Here is a 15,682-nt window from a genome sequence, read left to right on the forward strand (position 1 = left end):
GGGTGCGATCCGTGCTGCATGAGCGATGCTCGGGGTCCATCGGAAGACCTGCCGCGATGCAGGGGATATCGCCTGAGAACGGATTAAAGGTCGCGCTATGACGCCTGTCCTGCTCGTCACCGGGCTGCTGCTCGGCTTGGCCTCCGTAACGGCAAGTCAGTGGGTATTTGCGGCGGAGTCTTGGGGGCAGGCTCGACAATCGACATGGGCCGATGCACCGGATTATTCCGGCGGATACGAGATGCCGCGCTCGGAGTTCGATCGCGGCGCGCACGATCCGCGCATGTACGGCGACGACCCCGATTCCTCCGCGAGAGGCCGATATCCCGACGCGGCCTCGACCCCCGAGGTTTGGGGCGCGCCCGATGATCGCGCAGGGTACGGAGGTTGGCGTGAATCCTCGCCGGGTCCGTCGCCGTGGGGCGCGGGTGCCGGCTCGGCCGCCCCGCAGCCGGAGTATCGGTTTCGCGGTGATCCGCAGCCGTGGTCGGGTCGCTGGGACGGCCAGGAGGAGGCGCCGGGATACGGATTCCGACCGCTGACGGGGCGGGAGGCGGAGCAGCGCGTGCAAACGCCGGGCTGGCGTCCGCTGGAGCCGGGGCGAGACGACCGCGGCGGGCGGACTCGGGCTCCCGCGGGACTGATGGACGCGCTGACGCCCCCGCCTCGGACGTTCGGCTTCGAGCCGACGCCTTGGCCTTGAGTCGGCGTCGGCTCGCCCGAAGCCCGACTGCCGATCCCGCCGCTTGCGACCGGATTGCGAACACGGCAATCGGCAGCGGAGGTGCGATGCGGCGGGCGCCGCAAATGACCCCGATCGAGGCGCGGGGTGTCGTCGTGACTGATCACCGATCGATGGGAGGAGAAGACAAGATGAGCACGCAAACGCAGGCTGTGTTGGGTATCGCGCTCGCATCCGCCTTGGCGGCCACGGCGCACGCGGAGATCTCGGGTGTCCAGTTCTCCGCCGACATGATCAGTCAAGGCCCGGACGGGCAGGCCGAAACCGTCAAGATGTTCGTGGGCGACGGCCGGATGCGCAAGGAGATGACGCAGCAGGGACAAGAAGTGATTCAGATCATCGATCAGAATCGCGGGATGATGTGGGTCCTCTTCCCCGATCGACAGACCTATATGGAACAAGGAGGGGCGCCGGGCGAGGGCGCGCCGGAGCCGACGCCGACCGCGGAGACCGATCCCTGCGCCGGTATGCCCGGCCTGACCTGTCGACGTGCCGGCGAGGAGACCGTCGGAGGGCGGGCCGCGGTGAAATGGGACATGGTCATGACCCATGAAGGCCAGTCCATGAACGGGACCCTCTGGATCGACGCGGAGCGCGCGATTCCGTTGAAACACGAGATGTCCAATGGCGAGACGATGGAACTCGTGATGGTCGGTTCCGAAACCATGGATGGCCGCCAAGTCGAGAAATGGGAGATGACCACGACCGCGCCCGATCAGCCGCCGACCCGGGTTCTGCAATGGTACGATCCGGAGTTGAAGCTGTCGGTGCGCGAGGAGTTTCCGGGCGGCGGTGTGCGCGAACTCAAATCGATTCGGATCGGTGCACAGCCGGACCATCTGTTTGCGGTGCCTGCCGGGTACACGCGCATGGAGATGCCCCAGCCCGGACAATAGTCGCTCGGGGCGGCATCGGGGATGAACGCGGACGCGGAAGCACGGCATGATCACGATCGTCGGAAGTCTTAAGGGCGGTTCGGGCAAGAGCACCTTGACCTTTAATCTCGGGGTGTGGCTCTCGATGGCGGGGGTGAAGGTCCAACTGATCGACGCGGACCCTCAGGCGACCCTGACCGACGTCATCGACGTGCGCAAGGAAGAGGGGTTCGATCCTGTCCTGAAGGCGTACGACAAGCGCGCCCTGACCCCCGAGCAATTGAAAGCCGCCGACGAGACCCTGATCGACGTCGGGACCTCGGACATGGAGAGCCTGCGCACCGCGCTTGCGCGGTGCGACCGCGTCGTCGTGCCGGTCCCGCCGTCGCAGGCCGATATCTGGTCGACCCAGCGTTTCATCCAACTGATTGCCTCGGTCGAACGGGAGACGCCTCCCGACATCATCGGGTTCATCAATCGGGGCGACACCCACCACGCGGTTCGCGAGACCAACGAGGCTGCCGCCGCGCTGGTCTCGCTCCCGGGTATCCGCTTCATCAAGCCGAGGCTGTCGCAACGCACCGTCTTTCGGCGCTCGTTCAGCGAGGGCTTGGCGGTGTTCGAGCTGGAGTCCCGCGGCAAGGCGGCGCGGGAGTTTCTCGGGCTGGCCGCGACGCTCTATCCGCATCTCGTCAGTTGATCCGTCGACAAGAGGCCCGTCGCGTCATGCCTGCCTGCTTGGCTGTCGGTGACGCTGCGGGACCGATTCGTCCGCGGCCGGTGTTGTGATCAAGGCCGCCTTGTTGCATGCTGCAATTCTGTTAAGCTCTTGAGGAAACGGGACGGAAGGCGGCTTCTTCGTCGTCTACCCGCAACAATGGCTACGCTAATAGCCTTGTTTTAAAAGCGGTTTAAATCGCTTGGTTTTCATCCCAAACTGGGCATTCAAGACAGACCCGTTTGTTGCAACAGTGCCTTTCGCTTTGGGGAAGGCCATCTTCGCGAAAAGAGTGCATGTGATGCCGCGCGGTAACTCGCCGACCATGTTGACTTTTTTCATCAACTGATCGAGAGCCGGCCCGACTCATGGCGCACAACGAGACCCCGAAGACCGATGCCTTCCCGGACAACGGAGTATCCAACGAGCAAGCGGAAGCCGATGCGCGTAACTCAGGCGTCACCGAGACCCAACTCCATGCCTTTGCGATCGATCGCCTATCTCAGGCCTTCGAAAACAGTGCAAAGCGCTGGGAGTTGATCGTCTACCCCAGCCTGTTCGCCTTCATCATCCTTGCGGCCTACGGCTTCTATCTGGTCTTCAGTCTCGCCAAAGACGTCCATTATCTGGCCATCAGTGTAGACACCAACATGACGGTCCTGGCGAGCAACATGCAGTCGATCTCGGACAACATGGGTCAGATGAGTGCGAATGTGCGAACCATGGCGGTGAGCGTAGACTCGATGGCGCGTGACGTGAATACACTCGAGCCCATGCTCACGAGCATTCAGACCATGGATCGCTCGATGCAGGCGATGACCATGTCGACGTCCGCGATGCGCAGCGATGTGGCGGGCATGAATCAAAGCATCGGTCGCCCGATGCAGTTCATGAATTGGTTCATGCCTTGGTGATCGATCGCAATCCCTGCGCGGTTGCTTAGAGCCGCAACGGGTTGGAGTTGACGGTGCACCCGGGTCTCCCCGAATCCGTGCGTCTGATCGTCGCGATCTCCTCGCGCGCGCTCTTCGATCTGAGCGAGTCTCACCAGGTGTTCGAGACGCAGGGTGTCGATGCCTATCGCAACTTTCAGGTCGCCCACGAGAACGATATCCTCGAGCCCGGCGTTGCCTTCGCGCTCGCCAAAAAGCTCATGAGCCTCAATACGGCCCTCGGTGACCGCGGGCGCGTCGAGGTTATCCTGATTTCACGCAACAGCTCGGATACCGGGCTGCGCGTCCTGACCTCCGCCCATCACCACGGCCTGGATATCGCACGCGCCGCCTTTACGGGCGGGGCAAGTCCTTACCGTTATGTGTCCGCCTTCGGTGCGCATCTGTTTTTGTCCGCGGATCCGAGGGACGTTCGCTCGGCCTTGACTGCAGGGTGTGCCGCAGCGACCGTCCTGCCGGCAGCGTTTCCGGCGGATCCGGAGGAGGATGAGCAGGTTCGCATCGCGTTCGACGGCGATGCGGTGTTGTTCTCCGACGACGCGGAAAGACTCTTCCGTCGCGAGGGGCTCGAGGTCTTCAACGCGACCGAGCTGGCCTCCGCGCATGAGCCGCTACCCGGCGGACCTTTCAAAGGCTTGCTGGTCGCGATCCATCAACTTCAGGCACTCTTCCCGCCCGAAGCATCGCCCCTGCGCACGGCGCTCGTCACCTCGCGCGGCACGCCATCCCATGAGCGGGTGATCCGCACCTTGCGTGCTTGGGATATCCGCATCGACGAGGCACTTTTTCTCGGCGGGCTCGACAAGGGGCGCTTTCTCGCGGCCTTCGACGCGGACATCTTCTTCGATGATCAGCGTGTCCATTGCGATGCCGCGAGCCGTCATGTGGCAACCGGCCATGTTCCGCACGGTGTCGCCAATCCAGAGGGTGACCCGCCGATCCGAATGGCCGAGTCCGCAGATAACCCCGGCTGAACCGCGTCCGGACCGCCATGTTCGGTTTCGAGCGAGTTCAACGGTTCGTGCGCCCCGGCCTCTCGGCGGTGACGCGGTTTAGAATCTCATCTTGTTCAATTTCCTAAACTGCGCCGACTCCCACAGTGGCCGATCGCTCGAAGGCCGATCCAATCCTCCAAACATCGCATATCGTAACGGGCGCAGTTTAGGGCTGAATGTCGAGCGTCGGCGAAGGACGCTGCAGGAAATTGCCCTGGACATAATCGACCCCCGCCGTCCAGAGAACGGTGAGAGCACGCGCGTCCTCCACCCCTGTCACGACGCTCTTCACGTTGAACTCGCGTGCGAGATTCGCGATGCTCATGAGGCGTTGTTGCTTGACCGGGTCTTCGGCCAGTGCACGGGCGAAATCCGGCATCAGAACGACGAAATCGACCGGAAGCGCCTGCAGGATCATCTCGGAGCGGTTGGTTGCGCCGAAACGGTTGATCGCGACCCGGCACTTGATCTGCTTTAAGGCATCGATCAGCTTGCCGAGACTGGCCAGATTCTCCGCAACCAGCTCTTCCTGAAACTGGAAGGCGAGCCAGTTGCCGCGCACGTCGAACTCACGCAGACAGTCGCAGATGTGCAGGATGATGCTCGGGTTGCGGAAGGTGTCTTCCGCCAGATTGATCAAGAAACGCAGGTTATGGCCTGCTTTGCGCTGCTCGGCGAGCACGCGGACTGCGTCGCGGATCGCCCATTTGTCGATCTCCTCGATCAGCCCGCGTCGGATCGCCGCGCCGATGAAGTCCTTGGCCTCCAGCAACTCGCCGTTCTCGTCGAGCAGGCGCACCAGAACACTGTAATTCTCCTGGTTGTCGCCCATGAGGCTGATGATGGGTTGATAGACGAGCTTGAACTGCTCGTTGCCGAGCGCGGTCGCAATCTTGTCCGCGACCTCGGTGTCGCCGTCCACCGCGGTTTGTTTGGTTCGTGCAGCCAGCGATGTCGGGGTCTGCATCCCGCCGGCACAGTCACCGGGCGATGCCGCGCTGTAGACACAGAGTCTGTGCGCGGCATTGAGGATGTCTTGCGCGGCGGCTGCACGTCCCTTCACCAAGTAGTATCCGATATCGCAGTCCGGCGCGATGTGTCCCGTGGTTGCAAGGCGCTGCGGCAGGCGGGCGTGCTCACGGATGTGCTCGGCGAGTGCCTCGGCTTCTTTTTCGTCTAAGCCGTCGATGATCATCGCGAAACCGTCGTCGCTGATCCGGGTGAGGGCGCAGGCTTGGACGGCAACCGAGGCCAAGACCGGGCCGAAGCCGTCGACGATGTCCAGGCCGTGGGTGAGACCCAGATCGCGCAGAAGCTCCGAATGGCGTCTCAAGCGGATGAAGAAGACCGCAAAGGGCAGCGGGACCGATCGATCCGGACCGAGCCGCGTTTCGATCTCCTCGAAGAAGGCCGTACGAGCGGCGGCGATATCGGACGCCATGTCGCCACCCTTGACCCGCTCGCCGCACTGTTGCACGGGATCCAAGATCAACCGCAGACACGGCTCGTCGTCCAGGACAGCATGTGCCGCGGACAGGCGCGCCTCGAACCCTCTGCCCCGGCTCGAACGCAGGCGTGTCGTGATCTCGACCGGCTCGGTCTGAGCCGTGCGCTCGGCGCTCTGCAGCAGATCGCGCACAGCGTCGCGCTGGCTCGGATCGACAAGGTCAAGAAGGGCAATCGCCTGGATCTCATCCAGGCTCGGATAGCCGAGAAGCGCAAGATAGGTGCTGTTGGCGTAAAGGTGGAGACCCTGCTGCACGAAGGCGATCGCGGCGCCGGTATGGTCGATCAACTCACGGGAGCGTCTTTCGCACTGTTTGAGCCGAATCGCCAACTCACGGGCGCGGCGACGTTGACGCAGATCGCCTGCTTCGCGTCGGATGGCCCAGAGAAGCTGCTCCTCTTCGCCGAGGGCGAGCAGGCCGCGTGCGCCGAAGCGCTGCGCTTCGAGCACATCCTCCGGGCTCGGCCCGCCTGCGGCGATCATGATGAGCGGGGTCTCGGCCGCGCGCTCGCCGCGACGTCGAATCGCATCCGCCAACTCCAGGTCCTCGTCGTGGCGCCACCAGAGGATCATGTCGAAGGCGCGACGCGCGAGCAGATCGTTCAATCGATCCGATCGCGCGGTGACCAGCGCACGGGCCGCGAGCCCGGCTGCACGCAGGCGCTCCACCAAGCGCTCCGCGGCGACGGTGTCGGTGGTGAGCAGGAGCAAGGCCAGCAGTTGGGGTTGCGCGGACATGATGCGGTCTGGTGGTGGACCCACGAGGTTTCGGGACACTGTTGTCTCGGCGATTATCGGACTTCGCGGACCATTAGGGAAACGAACGCGATCACAAGAACGGAGATCCGATTGGAGCGGCGTCGGTTAAGGGGGTCTTGGATCCGACGCCCGGAACCTCGCGGACCAAGCGCGGGACCAGATAGCCGGGCAGGCGTTCCCGCAACGCCTCGCCGAGTCGCAGTGCTTGCGCGTCGGAGACCGCGAAGTGAGCAGCGCCTTCCACCGGGTCGAGCTGGTGGAGGTAATAGGGCAGGACCCCGCATTCGAAAAGCCGCTCACTGAGGGCACCGAGTATCGGGGCCGCGTCGTTGACCCCGCGCAGCAAGACGCTTTGGTTGAGCAAGGTCAGATCGGCGCGACGCAATCGCTGCAATGCCTCCTCGGCCTGCGCGCCGAGTTCGTTCGGATGATTGGCATGGACGACGAGGATCGTGGCGAGACGGGAGTTCGCCAAGCCTCGACAGAGTGCATGGGTGACCCGAGATGGCAGAACGACGGGGAGGCGTGTATGGATCCGCAGGCGTTTCAGGTGCGGGATCTCGTGCAGGCGTTCAAGCAGTACACCGAGGCGATCGTCGTCCAGCATCAAGGGATCCCCGCCGCTGAGGATGACCTCGGAGATCTCCGGGTCCGCGGCGATGGCGGCCACCGCAACGGCCGTGCGATCCGGCGTTTGGCCGAGCGCGGCATATGGAAAATGCCTTCTGAAGCAATAGCGGCAGTGCACTGCGCACCCCCCCGTGACGATCAGGAGGGCGCGGCCCGCATATTTTCGCAGCAACCCCTGACCGAGATCGGCCGACGCATCTCCAACCGGGTCGCGGGTGAAGCCGGCGACGGGCAAGCGTTCCGCTCCGAGCGGCAGGACCTGTCTGAGCAGTGGGTCGCCAGGGTCGCCCGGTGTCATCAAGGCGGCAAAGGCGCGCGGAACCAGCATCCGGAATCCAGGTGCAGCGGGGTCGAGATCCGGGATCGCCTCCGGACTCAGGCCGAGTGAGGCGAGGAGCTCCTCGGCCTGCCGGTAGGCATCGGCGAGGTCGTGTTTCCAGGCCGGCTCCCGCGCGGGCGTGCGGAACAGATCCGGCGTCGCGGTCTGACAAGCGGCGATGCTTCGCGGTACCATTGCGCGGTTTAGCTCCACAGTCAACGAGGACGATATGGCCTTTTACAGTACCAGCGAGTTCAAGGGTGGACTCAAGATCATGTTGGACGGCGATCCTTACAACATCGTCGAGAACGAGTTCGTCAAGCCAGGCAAGGGCCAGGCCTTCAACCGAGTGCGGGTGCGCAACCTCAAGACCGGACGAACCGTGGAGAAGACCTTCAAGTCGGGCGACACGGTGGAAGCGGCCGATGTGCATGATACCGACATGCAGTATCTCTACAACGACGGTGAAGAGTGGCACTTCATGGACCCAGCCAGCTTCGAGCAGATGACCGCCGACGCGAACGCCATGGGCGAAGCGGCCAAATGGATCAAAGAGGAAGACATCTGCCGGGTGACGCTCTGGAACGGGGTGCCGCTGATCGTCGAGGCACCCAACTTCGTGGTGCTGGCGATCACCGAGACCGACCCCGGTCTGAAGGGCGACACCTCGGGCGGCGGTGGCAAGCCGGCGACACTGGAGACGGGCGCAGTGGTCCGTGTGCCCTTGTTCGTTCAGTCCGGCGAGCTTGTGAAGGTCGACACCCGCACCGGCGAGTATGTCTCGCGCGCCAAAGAGGCATGACGACGAGACGCGGTCGCGCGATGCCGGCTTGACCGGCGCCGTCCGCTCGCCTTTGCCGTCGAACTGCCGATCCTGATGCCTGCTTCCGATGACTGGTCGGCGTGCGCAACGACCGCCGTCCTACAGGCCCGTGCCGAGATGCTGGCGCGGATTCGCGCCTTTTTTGCCTCTGCCGGCGTGATGGAGGTCGAGACACCGATCCTCTCGCACGCCGGTGCGACGGATCCGGCGCTCGCGAGTCTCTCGCTCTCGGTTGGCCGATCGGGTGGCGTGTCCGACGCCGATCGGAGGCTCTTCCTGCAGACCTCGCCCGAGTTTCCGATGAAACGTCTGCTCGCCTCGGGGAGTGGTCCTATCTATCAGATCTGCAAAGTCTTTCGCGGCGAGGAGCGCGGGCGACGGCACCACCCCGAGTTCAGTTTGCTGGAGTGGTATCGACCGGGCCTGGACGACGGACAGCTCATGGACGAGGTGGCCGAATTGGTGCGCGCCGCGCTGCAACGCCCCGGGCTGCCGATGGAGCGCATCCGCTATCGCGACCTGTTTTGCGAGGTGTTGGACGTGGATCCCTTCACCGCGTCTGCGAAAACCCTGCGTGCGGCCGCGATCAGAGCCGAGATTCCCGATGCCGATCGGCTGGAACTCGAGCGCGACGCCTGGCTCGATCTCCTGCTCACCCAGTGTCTCGAGCCGCGTCTCGGGCGTGCCGGCATGAGTTTTCTCTGCGACTACCCGCCGAGCCAGGCCGCCTTGGCGCGGATTCGGCCCGCCGGAGAGCCGCCCGACGATCAGGCGGTTGCCGAGCGTTTCGAGCTGTATATCGACGGCGTCGAGCTGGCGAATGGTTTTCACGAGCTGACCGATGCCGCGGAGCAGTGTGCGCGTTTTGCGCACGATTGCGCCGAGCGTCGCCGTCTCGGCTTGGCTGAAATCCCGCCCGACACCCGTCTGCTTGCTGCACTTCAGGCCGGCATGCCGGTGTCGAGCGGGGTCGCGCTCGGACTCGACCGCTTGTTGATGATCGCCGTTGGCGCCACGCACATCGATCAGGTTCTGGCCTTCCCCATCGAGCGGGCCTGACGTGTGAAACCGCGTCCCTCTGCGCTATGGGCCGTCGGCGTTCGGGATTGATCTTGGAGGGTGTCTGCGGGCCTTTGCGCCGACGCGGTTTCAGAGATTGAACGCCGAAAGAAGGATTCAAACACAACCGAAACCCTGTCTTTTCCGCGCCGCGACCCGGATTGGGCGTTTCAGCTGTGAGGATGGGTTTCGCGGTGCTCTACCCATCCTACGCATTCGCGGTGTGGTTGGATCTCTCGTTGTTGAAATCTCCTGAACCGCGTCCTGCCGAGGGCATGTGTCGAAGCGACTCATCGTTACCCAGCAACGCTGCATGTCGCTCCGGACGCGGTTCAGTCGGCCAAGGCGTTTTGGATGGCCACCAGGTCCAGCGCCTCCAGGTATTGCTCCAACGGGGCGGAATCTGCCAGGCCGGAGCCTTCGCCCTGCACCAAGAGTCGGTTCCCGACCATGAGGGTGACTTTGTAGGTCTGGCTGCCGGGGGTGTGCTCCATCATGCCGCGCTCGCCTTTGAGCGAGTAGGTCTTCAGATCCTCGTTGGCCTGCATCATGAACGGCATCGAGATGGCCATGGTCAGCATCGGCATCATCGGCGAGTCGGCCATCAGGGTCAGGCTCACCTCGGCGTTGTCTTCTCGGACATAGCGCCGACTGAGGTGAGTCCCGGTCAACATGGACGCGAGGCCGCCCGATTGGGACTGCGCCTCGTCTGCGACCCATCCGTCCAGAGGCGGCGGAAACAGTGTCAGAAGGCTGGCGGTAATCTGCGCCCGAATCGCCTCGGCGGCGGCGTTCAAGGTCTCCGCGGCCGTTCTGAGCTCGCCGGCCGCGTACGCCTGCTTGGCCGCGTCCATTTGATCCGTCACCTCGTCCGCGGCGGCTGTGCCGAGCGTCAGAGCGAGTCCGGCGGCCAGGGCCAGGGTGCCCGTGATCTTTGCGTGCATCTGTTTCTCCGTTTGCGCGTTATCGAGACGGCATGAAGGGTGTTAAACCGCGCCAGGTGCGGTATGCGTCATGTGTTGGAATGGCTTGGTCGCGCCAGCTCCGACGGCTGTCGGAGCTGGCGCGGTTTAACGTCCGTCAGTGCTCGACAATCGCATCCAATGCCTGTTTGGCCTTGTGGCAGGCGCCGGGTTCGGTGCGTTCGGGGTCCATCTCTTCGAAGGCCAGGCCCAAGCGCGCGAACAAGGCGCGATCTCGGTCGGACTCGGCATTCGGCGTGGTCAGCAAGCGATCGCCGTAGAAGATGGAGTTGGCGCCTGCGAGGTAGCAGAGTGCCTGCAGCTCGTCGCTCATCTCGCTGCGTCCGGCGGACAGGCGTACATAGGAGGCCGGCATCAGGATGCGCGCGGTCGCAACCACCCGGACGAACTCGAACGGATCCAGAGCCGCGCTTTCCTGAAGCGGTGTACCCTCGACCCGAACGAGCAGATTGATCGGGACGGACTCGGGATGCGCCGGAAGGTTGGCGAGTTGCCGCAACATGGACGCGCGGTCGCGCCGCGACTCGCCCATGCCGAGGATACCGCCGCTGCAGGTCTTCAGACCCACGTCGCGGATATGCTCGAGGGTGTCGAGCCGGTCCTGGAAGGTGCGTGTCGTGATGACTTGACCGTAGAATTCGGGGGAGGTGTCGAGGTTGTGGTTGTAATAATCGAGCCCGGCGTCCTTGAGGCGGCGCGCTTGGGCTCCGGTGAGCATCCCCAAGGTGACGCAGGTCTCCAGCCCGAGCGCATGGACGCCCTCCACCATGGCGATGACCTGCTCCAGGTTCTTGTCGGTTGGATTGCGCCAGGCCGCGCCCATGCAGAAGCGGGTTGCCCCCTGCTCGCGGGCGATTCGCGCGGCGTCCAGGACCTCGTCGATCGGCATCAGAGACTCGCGCTCGAGCCCGGTCTCGTGACGTGCGCTTTGGGCGCAATAGCCGCAGTCCTCGGGGCAGGCGCCGGTCTTGATGCTGATGAGTGTGCTGACCTGGACGCGGTTGGGGTCGAAGTAGAGTCGATGCGCCGTCTGGGCGCGAAACATCAGATCGGTGAAGGGGAGGTCGAGGATGGATTGGATCTCCTCGACCGACCAATCGTGGCGCAGGATGGACACATGGAGCGGGGAAGGCTTGGGTGACATGGGCGTGATGGGCCGATTTCCGGGTGCGGAAAAACCACTTATGCTAGTGGGCTTGGGTCGGTTGTCAACCAATGTTCGGTGATCCGGTCGAAACGGGCGGCGTCATTTCCCGGCTCGCCTCGGTGTTGTTCCCGCCGACCTGCGTCCTCTGCGGTGCGCCGGGCCTCATGAGCGGAGGAGGGCGCGACCTCTGTTCCGGCTGCGCGGCCGAGTTGCCGCACAACCGCGATTGCTGTTTCCAATGCGCCGTGCCCTTCGACAGCCCGATGCCCGCGGGGACGCGGTGTGCCGCCTGTCAGCGGCACCCGCCGCCGTTCGAGACCAGCCTTGCGGCCTTTCGCTACGAGGCGGCGATCCCGACGCTGGTCGGCGGCGCGAAGTTTCGCGGACGGCTCAATCTGGTGCGGTTGCTCGGCCAATGTCTCGCCGATCGGGTCCGAGAGGTCGATCCGCCCCGACCGCAGGTGCTGTTGCCGGTCCCGCTGCATGCGTCTCGGCTGCGCACCCGCGGCTACAACCAAGCGCTGGAGATCGCCCGCGTCGTCGCCCGTGATCTGGCCCTGCCGATCGATCACGCCTCCTGCATCCGCACTGCGCCGACCCCGCCGCAGGCCGGCCTCGACGAGCGCGCACGCCATCGCAATATTCGAGGTGCATTCCTGGCCCCCGGCTTGCTGCCTTGGAGCCACGTCGCCATCCTCGACGATGTCGTCACAACCGGCAGCACCGTCGCCGAGCTGAGCCGGGTGCTGCGCAAAGCCGGGGTTCAATGGATCCAGGTCTGGGCGGTGGCGCGTACGCCCTGATCCCTGCCGGCTCGGCTTAAGAAGTGAGCCGTTACGACGCCGTCGGTTGTGCTGACGCGCGCTGGAGGCATCAGGCGAGTTGTTGGATGAGCTGGGTGTCGCGCTCGATCTTGTTTGCGAAGTGGCTCGCCATACTCATCAGCATCTTCACATGAAGCGATTCGGGGATGGCGTCGAAGCGCAGCTCCAGGCAGCGGGTATCGGTGACCGCCGATACGTTGGCCGTGCGGCGCTTCCGGTTCACCAAGGCAACCTCGCCGAAGACCATTCCCGGGCCGAGGCTGGTGAGTCTCAAGCGGTGTCCCGCGCCGGCATCGACCCAGACCTCGACCTCGCCGCTGAAGATGAAGAACATGGACTCGGCACAATCCCCGGCGTCGAAGATGCGGGAGCCGGTCTTGAACGCGCACTCCCGGCCCGCTTGCCGGAGCGCTTCAAGCTCGTCGCCCGTCATCGCGGCGCACAGATACTGGTGGCTGAGATCCGCGACCGGGGTGTCGGCACCGGTTGTCTCCGCCTCGGCGATCAGTTGATTCTCGCACCACTCCACCGCGTGATCGGTGTCCTCGAAGTGCAGCGGACCCGGCTCCTGCCCGCGATAGGCACTTCCCTGGAGGTGCTTTCGGAAGCGATAGAGGTTCTTGCTGTCCGTGAAGAAGAGCCTCTTGCCCTCGTCGGCAATCCGCATGCAAAGTTCGCTCAAGACCAGAATCGATGCCTGGTCCGTCCCGATCACCCGTTTGAGATCGATGACCAGGTAATCGACCCGCGCCAGCTCCGAGAGGATCTCCACGCCCACCGATTCGGCACTGCCGAACAACAGCTCTCCCTGCAGCTCGTAGACGCGGATGCGATGCCCTTGCTCCGCGAGTACGGCAAGCTCCGCCTCGCTGCGACGGCGGCGCGAGGTCCGCTTGGCGCAGTCGTAGACCTGACGCATAACGGTGGCGGAGGTCGAGCGTGCGACATGGAAGAGGTGCAGACTGAAATCCTTGGAGAGCCGCTTACAGGCCTCGATGCCGCGCACACTGTTGCCCTTGGCGTCGAGGCGCGGCGAGAAGACGCCGAGTCCGAACTGTCCGGGCAGCACGGCCATGATCCCGCCGCCCACGCCGCTCTTCGCCGGCATCCCGACGTTGTAGATCCAACCGCCCGAAAAGTCGTACATTCCGCAGGTGCTCATGACGCTCAGCACCTTCTCGACGTAACGCGACTGCAGCGCGACGACCCCGGTGACCGGATTCACCCCGTTGTTGGCCAGACAGGCCCCGATCATCGCCAGATCTCGCGCGGTCACCAGGATGGAGCACTGCTGAAAATACAGATCGACCACCTCCTCGGGAGCGCGATCGAGGATCCCGTAACCGAGCAGGAGGTGCGCGATCGCCCGATTGCGGTGGCCGGTGTCGCTTTCGGAGCGATACACCCTCTCGTCGATCTCCATCGGCCGGCCGGTATAACGCCCGAAGGCTTCGAGAATCCGCTGCATCGGCGGGGCGTTCGGGTTGCCCTCGATCAAGCCCGTGGTCGCGATGGCGCCCGCATTGATCATTGGGTTCATGGGACGCCCGGTGCCGGGCTCCAGGCTGATGGAGTTGAACGCCTCGCCCGAAGGCTCGACACCGACCTTGCTCAGCACTTGGTCGAGCCCGCGATCTTCCAGCGCCAGACCGTAGGTAATCGCCTTTGAAATTGATTGAATGGTAAAGCTCTGACGCGAGTCGCCGACCTGGTAGACATGCCCGTCGACAGTGACCATCGCGATCCCGAGCCAGGTCGGATCGGCGCGCGTCAGCTCCGGGATATAATCGGCGACGTTGCCGTCGTTCAGGTCGAGCAACTCTTCATGGATACGGTCGAGGTAACGCTGGACCGGAGAGAACTGGAAGGCCCGCTTGTCCATTGAGACTCCTGAGAGATGTTCAGAAACAGAGTGTCCGATCGAGGCCCGGTCGGTGGGGACACCGACGTATGTCGAGGGGTCGGATGGGCGACTGCGCTGAACCCTCATCGCGCCGAAATCGATCGCCCGACCCGAGTAAATCGGTCACCGTTAAACCGCGTCTCACCGAGATCGAGGACATCTCCGAAGCCTAACGCAAAATGAAAATGACGCATATCGCTCTAGCCGTGGTTTAAGCAAAAGCCGTGCGCAGGTCCTGGTGGTCGCGACTGGAAGGCGATCTGTCCGAGTTGGCGCGCCTTGATTTTCCGGTATAGGGAATGATCTCCAAGCTTGAAAGACGCAGTGAACGACCTGCGAATATCCTGACCTGTTGCTTCCGCGGTCTTTTTGTTTTTGCTGCGGATCGACAGGTGGCTCGGGGGGTTCGCTATTGTAGTCACCGATGTGTCGGTTTGGTGCAGCCGAGATCCAGGACGCACCGCCGATGAACCACTCGTTGTCGCGACGCCCATTCAGGCGGGAGTTTTTCTGCCTTTGTCATGACTCCGGCGTTGGCTCCACGGCATGTGTGACCTCGATGACGGCGGAAATCCTTGATGGTCCGCGCGTCAGGGTATGACCTTTGCTGCAATCAAAGCGTAACCAGGGCTTTCAATCCGCAGAAGAACTGATATGGACATGTCGACGGCGAGGTCTTTGAGCCAAACAATGACGACAGCTACGGCCGATGGCGTCCGTAAAGCGTCCGATGAGGGTACTTGGACGGACGATCAGCTGCGCGACCGTTTCATGCAACTCTGGCATCGTCGCGCGCTTCCGAGATCTTCGTGTGATCCGGGCATTGCCTGGAGCAGCCTTGATGGTCGTTACGCCGAATCGCATCGGCATTATCACGATAAGCGCCATCTCGCGCACTGCTTGGCCGAATTCGATCTGGCTGCCGAGCTGATCGTCCAGCCGGACCAGGTGGAGATGGCGATTTGGTTCCACGACATCATCAATGAGCCCGGACGTTCCGACAACGAGGCACTCAGTGCCGAGCTCTTTCGTAATCTGGCCGGCGGCAGCATGGCGGATGCCTTTGTCGACGACGTCGTCGATCTGATTCTGATCACCACGCATCGACAGGAACCGGTCGACCCCGACCAAAGGATCCTGTGCGACATCGATCTCGCCAGTCTCGGTTGTCCCTGGGAATGCTATCTGCGCGACACCGGACATCTGCGCGCCGAGTTCCGGGGCTCGGACCAAGACTACTGCCGCATCAAACGTGTCTTTTTGGAGTCGATGCTGCGTCGGCCTCGGATCTTCGTCACCGATTTTTTTTATGCGCGATACGAGCATCTTGCCCGTGAGAACCTTCGTCGTTTCCTGGACCTGATCGACGTCTGGGAGGCGGCGGGTTCCGACGGTCGCAAGGTTCCTTTGCTGAGAACCTCCGGGATCGATGCCTGAACGCCATT

General features: G+C 63.5%; 15 protein-coding genes. 9 read left to right on the plus strand and 6 right to left on the minus strand.

Going from position 1 to position 15,682, the window contains the following annotated elements:
• Positions 1-97 precede the first annotated feature (97 nt).
• The 3 genes from BDD21_RS18155 to BDD21_RS18165 all read left to right on the plus strand — a co-directional run bounded on the left by BDD21_RS18155 (position 98) and on the right by BDD21_RS18165 (position 2,317).
• Positions 98-703 carry a hypothetical protein gene (locus tag BDD21_RS18155; protein ID WP_120798357.1) on the plus strand — a complete coding sequence of 202 codons (606 nt, stop codon included), beginning with the start codon at positions 98-100 and terminating at the stop codon, positions 701-703.
• 170 nt (positions 704-873) lie between these two features.
• The gene (locus BDD21_RS18160) at positions 874-1,638 is read left to right on the plus strand and encodes a hypothetical protein (RefSeq protein WP_120800001.1); all 765 of its coding nucleotides are present in this window, start codon (positions 874-876) and stop codon (positions 1,636-1,638) included.
• A 46-nt stretch (positions 1,639-1,684) separates the two neighbouring features.
• Positions 1,685-2,317: a nucleotide-binding protein gene (locus tag BDD21_RS18165; protein ID WP_120798358.1), complete on the plus strand. Its 633-nt coding sequence runs from the start codon at positions 1,685-1,687 to the stop codon at positions 2,315-2,317.
• A 186-nt stretch (positions 2,318-2,503) separates the two neighbouring features.
• Here the strand turns inward: BDD21_RS18165 and BDD21_RS27955 are convergent, their stop codons facing one another.
• Positions 2,504-2,677 carry a hypothetical protein gene (locus tag BDD21_RS27955; RefSeq protein ID WP_170164810.1) on the minus strand — a complete coding sequence of 58 codons (174 nt, stop codon included), beginning with the start codon at positions 2,675-2,677 and terminating at the stop codon, positions 2,504-2,506.
• A gap of 26 nt (positions 2,678-2,703) precedes the next feature.
• Between BDD21_RS27955 and BDD21_RS18170 the strand changes: the two genes are divergently transcribed.
• Together BDD21_RS18170 and BDD21_RS18175 are read left to right on the plus strand one after the other, a co-directional pair.
• Complete coding sequence (locus BDD21_RS18170; RefSeq protein ID WP_120798359.1) at positions 2,704-3,249, plus strand: hypothetical protein; 546 nt, start codon at positions 2,704-2,706, stop codon at positions 3,247-3,249.
• Positions 3,250-3,302: 53 nt separating this feature from the next.
• Positions 3,303-4,262, plus strand: a complete 960-nt coding sequence (locus BDD21_RS18175) for a 5'-nucleotidase (protein ID WP_120798360.1) — start codon at positions 3,303-3,305, stop codon at positions 4,260-4,262.
• A 187-nt stretch (positions 4,263-4,449) separates the two neighbouring features.
• Here BDD21_RS18175 and BDD21_RS18180 read toward each other — a convergent pair whose 3' ends face one another.
• Both BDD21_RS18180 and epmB read right to left on the minus strand, forming a co-directional pair.
• Positions 4,450-6,528, minus strand: a complete 2,079-nt coding sequence (locus BDD21_RS18180; protein ID WP_120798361.1) for an EAL domain-containing protein — start codon at positions 6,526-6,528, stop codon at positions 4,450-4,452.
• Between the two features lie 91 nt (positions 6,529-6,619).
• The gene (epmB, locus tag BDD21_RS18185) at positions 6,620-7,693 is read right to left on the minus strand and encodes an EF-P beta-lysylation protein EpmB (RefSeq protein WP_120798362.1); all 1,074 of its coding nucleotides are present in this window, start codon (positions 7,691-7,693) and stop codon (positions 6,620-6,622) included.
• A gap of 34 nt (positions 7,694-7,727) precedes the next feature.
• On the opposite strand from epmB, the gene efp reads away from it, so the two are divergent.
• Together efp and epmA are read left to right on the plus strand one after the other, a co-directional pair.
• A complete protein-coding gene (gene efp / locus BDD21_RS18190) occupies positions 7,728-8,300 on the plus strand; it encodes an elongation factor P (RefSeq protein ID WP_120798363.1) in 573 nt (190 codons plus the stop codon).
• Positions 8,301-8,375: 75 nt separating this feature from the next.
• Complete coding sequence (gene epmA / locus BDD21_RS18195; protein ID WP_120798364.1) at positions 8,376-9,380, plus strand: EF-P lysine aminoacylase EpmA; 1,005 nt, start codon at positions 8,376-8,378, stop codon at positions 9,378-9,380.
• A gap of 332 nt (positions 9,381-9,712) precedes the next feature.
• On the opposite strand, the gene BDD21_RS18200 is transcribed toward epmA, so the two are convergent.
• Both BDD21_RS18200 and bioB read right to left on the minus strand, forming a co-directional pair.
• Positions 9,713-10,324: a hypothetical protein gene (locus BDD21_RS18200; protein ID WP_120798365.1), complete on the minus strand. Its 612-nt coding sequence runs from the start codon at positions 10,322-10,324 to the stop codon at positions 9,713-9,715.
• 136 nt (positions 10,325-10,460) lie between these two features.
• On the minus strand, positions 10,461-11,507 hold the full coding sequence (gene bioB / locus BDD21_RS18205; RefSeq protein ID WP_120798366.1) for a biotin synthase BioB: 1,047 nt from the start codon (positions 11,505-11,507) through the stop codon (positions 10,461-10,463).
• A 71-nt stretch (positions 11,508-11,578) separates the two neighbouring features.
• On the opposite strand from bioB, the gene BDD21_RS18210 reads away from it, so the two are divergent.
• Positions 11,579-12,313 carry a ComF family protein gene (locus BDD21_RS18210; RefSeq protein WP_120798367.1) on the plus strand — a complete coding sequence of 245 codons (735 nt, stop codon included), beginning with the start codon at positions 11,579-11,581 and terminating at the stop codon, positions 12,311-12,313.
• 70 nt (positions 12,314-12,383) lie between these two features.
• Here BDD21_RS18210 and glsA read toward each other — a convergent pair whose 3' ends face one another.
• Entirely contained in the window at positions 12,384-14,216 is a 1,833-nt protein-coding gene (glsA, locus tag BDD21_RS18215; RefSeq protein WP_120798368.1) for a glutaminase A, read from the minus strand.
• Positions 14,217-15,137: 921 nt separating this feature from the next.
• Between glsA and BDD21_RS18220 the strand changes: the two genes are divergently transcribed.
• Positions 15,138-15,674 carry an HD domain-containing protein gene (locus BDD21_RS18220; protein WP_147431137.1) on the plus strand — a complete coding sequence of 179 codons (537 nt, stop codon included), beginning with the start codon at positions 15,138-15,140 and terminating at the stop codon, positions 15,672-15,674.
• Positions 15,675-15,682: the final 8 nt, after the last annotated feature.

This window comes from Thiocapsa rosea, from assembly GCF_003634315.1.
GTDB lineage: Bacteria > Pseudomonadota > Gammaproteobacteria > Chromatiales > Chromatiaceae > Thiocapsa > Thiocapsa rosea.

Coding starts and splice junctions, on each gene's coding strand:
- BDD21_RS18155 (WP_120798357.1), top strand. CDS start 98: ATGACGCCTGTCCTGCTCGTCACCGGGCTGCTGCTCGGCTTGGCCTCC.
- BDD21_RS18160 (WP_120800001.1), top strand. CDS start 874: ATGAGCACGCAAACGCAGGCTGTGTTGGGTATCGCGCTCGCATCCGCC.
- BDD21_RS18165 (WP_120798358.1), top strand. CDS start 1,685: ATGATCACGATCGTCGGAAGTCTTAAGGGCGGTTCGGGCAAGAGCACC.
- BDD21_RS27955 (WP_170164810.1), bottom strand. CDS start 2,677: ATGAAAAAAGTCAACATGGTCGGCGAGTTACCGCGCGGCATCACATGC.
- BDD21_RS18170 (WP_120798359.1), top strand. CDS start 2,704: ATGGCGCACAACGAGACCCCGAAGACCGATGCCTTCCCGGACAACGGA.
- BDD21_RS18180 (WP_120798361.1), bottom strand. CDS start 6,528: ATGTCCGCGCAACCCCAACTGCTGGCCTTGCTCCTGCTCACCACCGAC.
- epmB (WP_120798362.1), bottom strand. CDS start 7,693: ATGGTACCGCGAAGCATCGCCGCTTGTCAGACCGCGACGCCGGATCTG.
- efp (WP_120798363.1), top strand. CDS start 7,728: ATGGCCTTTTACAGTACCAGCGAGTTCAAGGGTGGACTCAAGATCATG.
- epmA (WP_120798364.1), top strand. CDS start 8,376: ATGCCTGCTTCCGATGACTGGTCGGCGTGCGCAACGACCGCCGTCCTA.
- BDD21_RS18200 (WP_120798365.1), bottom strand. CDS start 10,324: ATGCACGCAAAGATCACGGGCACCCTGGCCCTGGCCGCCGGACTCGCT.
- bioB (WP_120798366.1), bottom strand. CDS start 11,507: ATGTCACCCAAGCCTTCCCCGCTCCATGTGTCCATCCTGCGCCACGAT.
- BDD21_RS18210 (WP_120798367.1), top strand. CDS start 11,579: ATGTTCGGTGATCCGGTCGAAACGGGCGGCGTCATTTCCCGGCTCGCC.
- glsA (WP_120798368.1), bottom strand. CDS start 14,216: ATGGACAAGCGGGCCTTCCAGTTCTCTCCGGTCCAGCGTTACCTCGAC.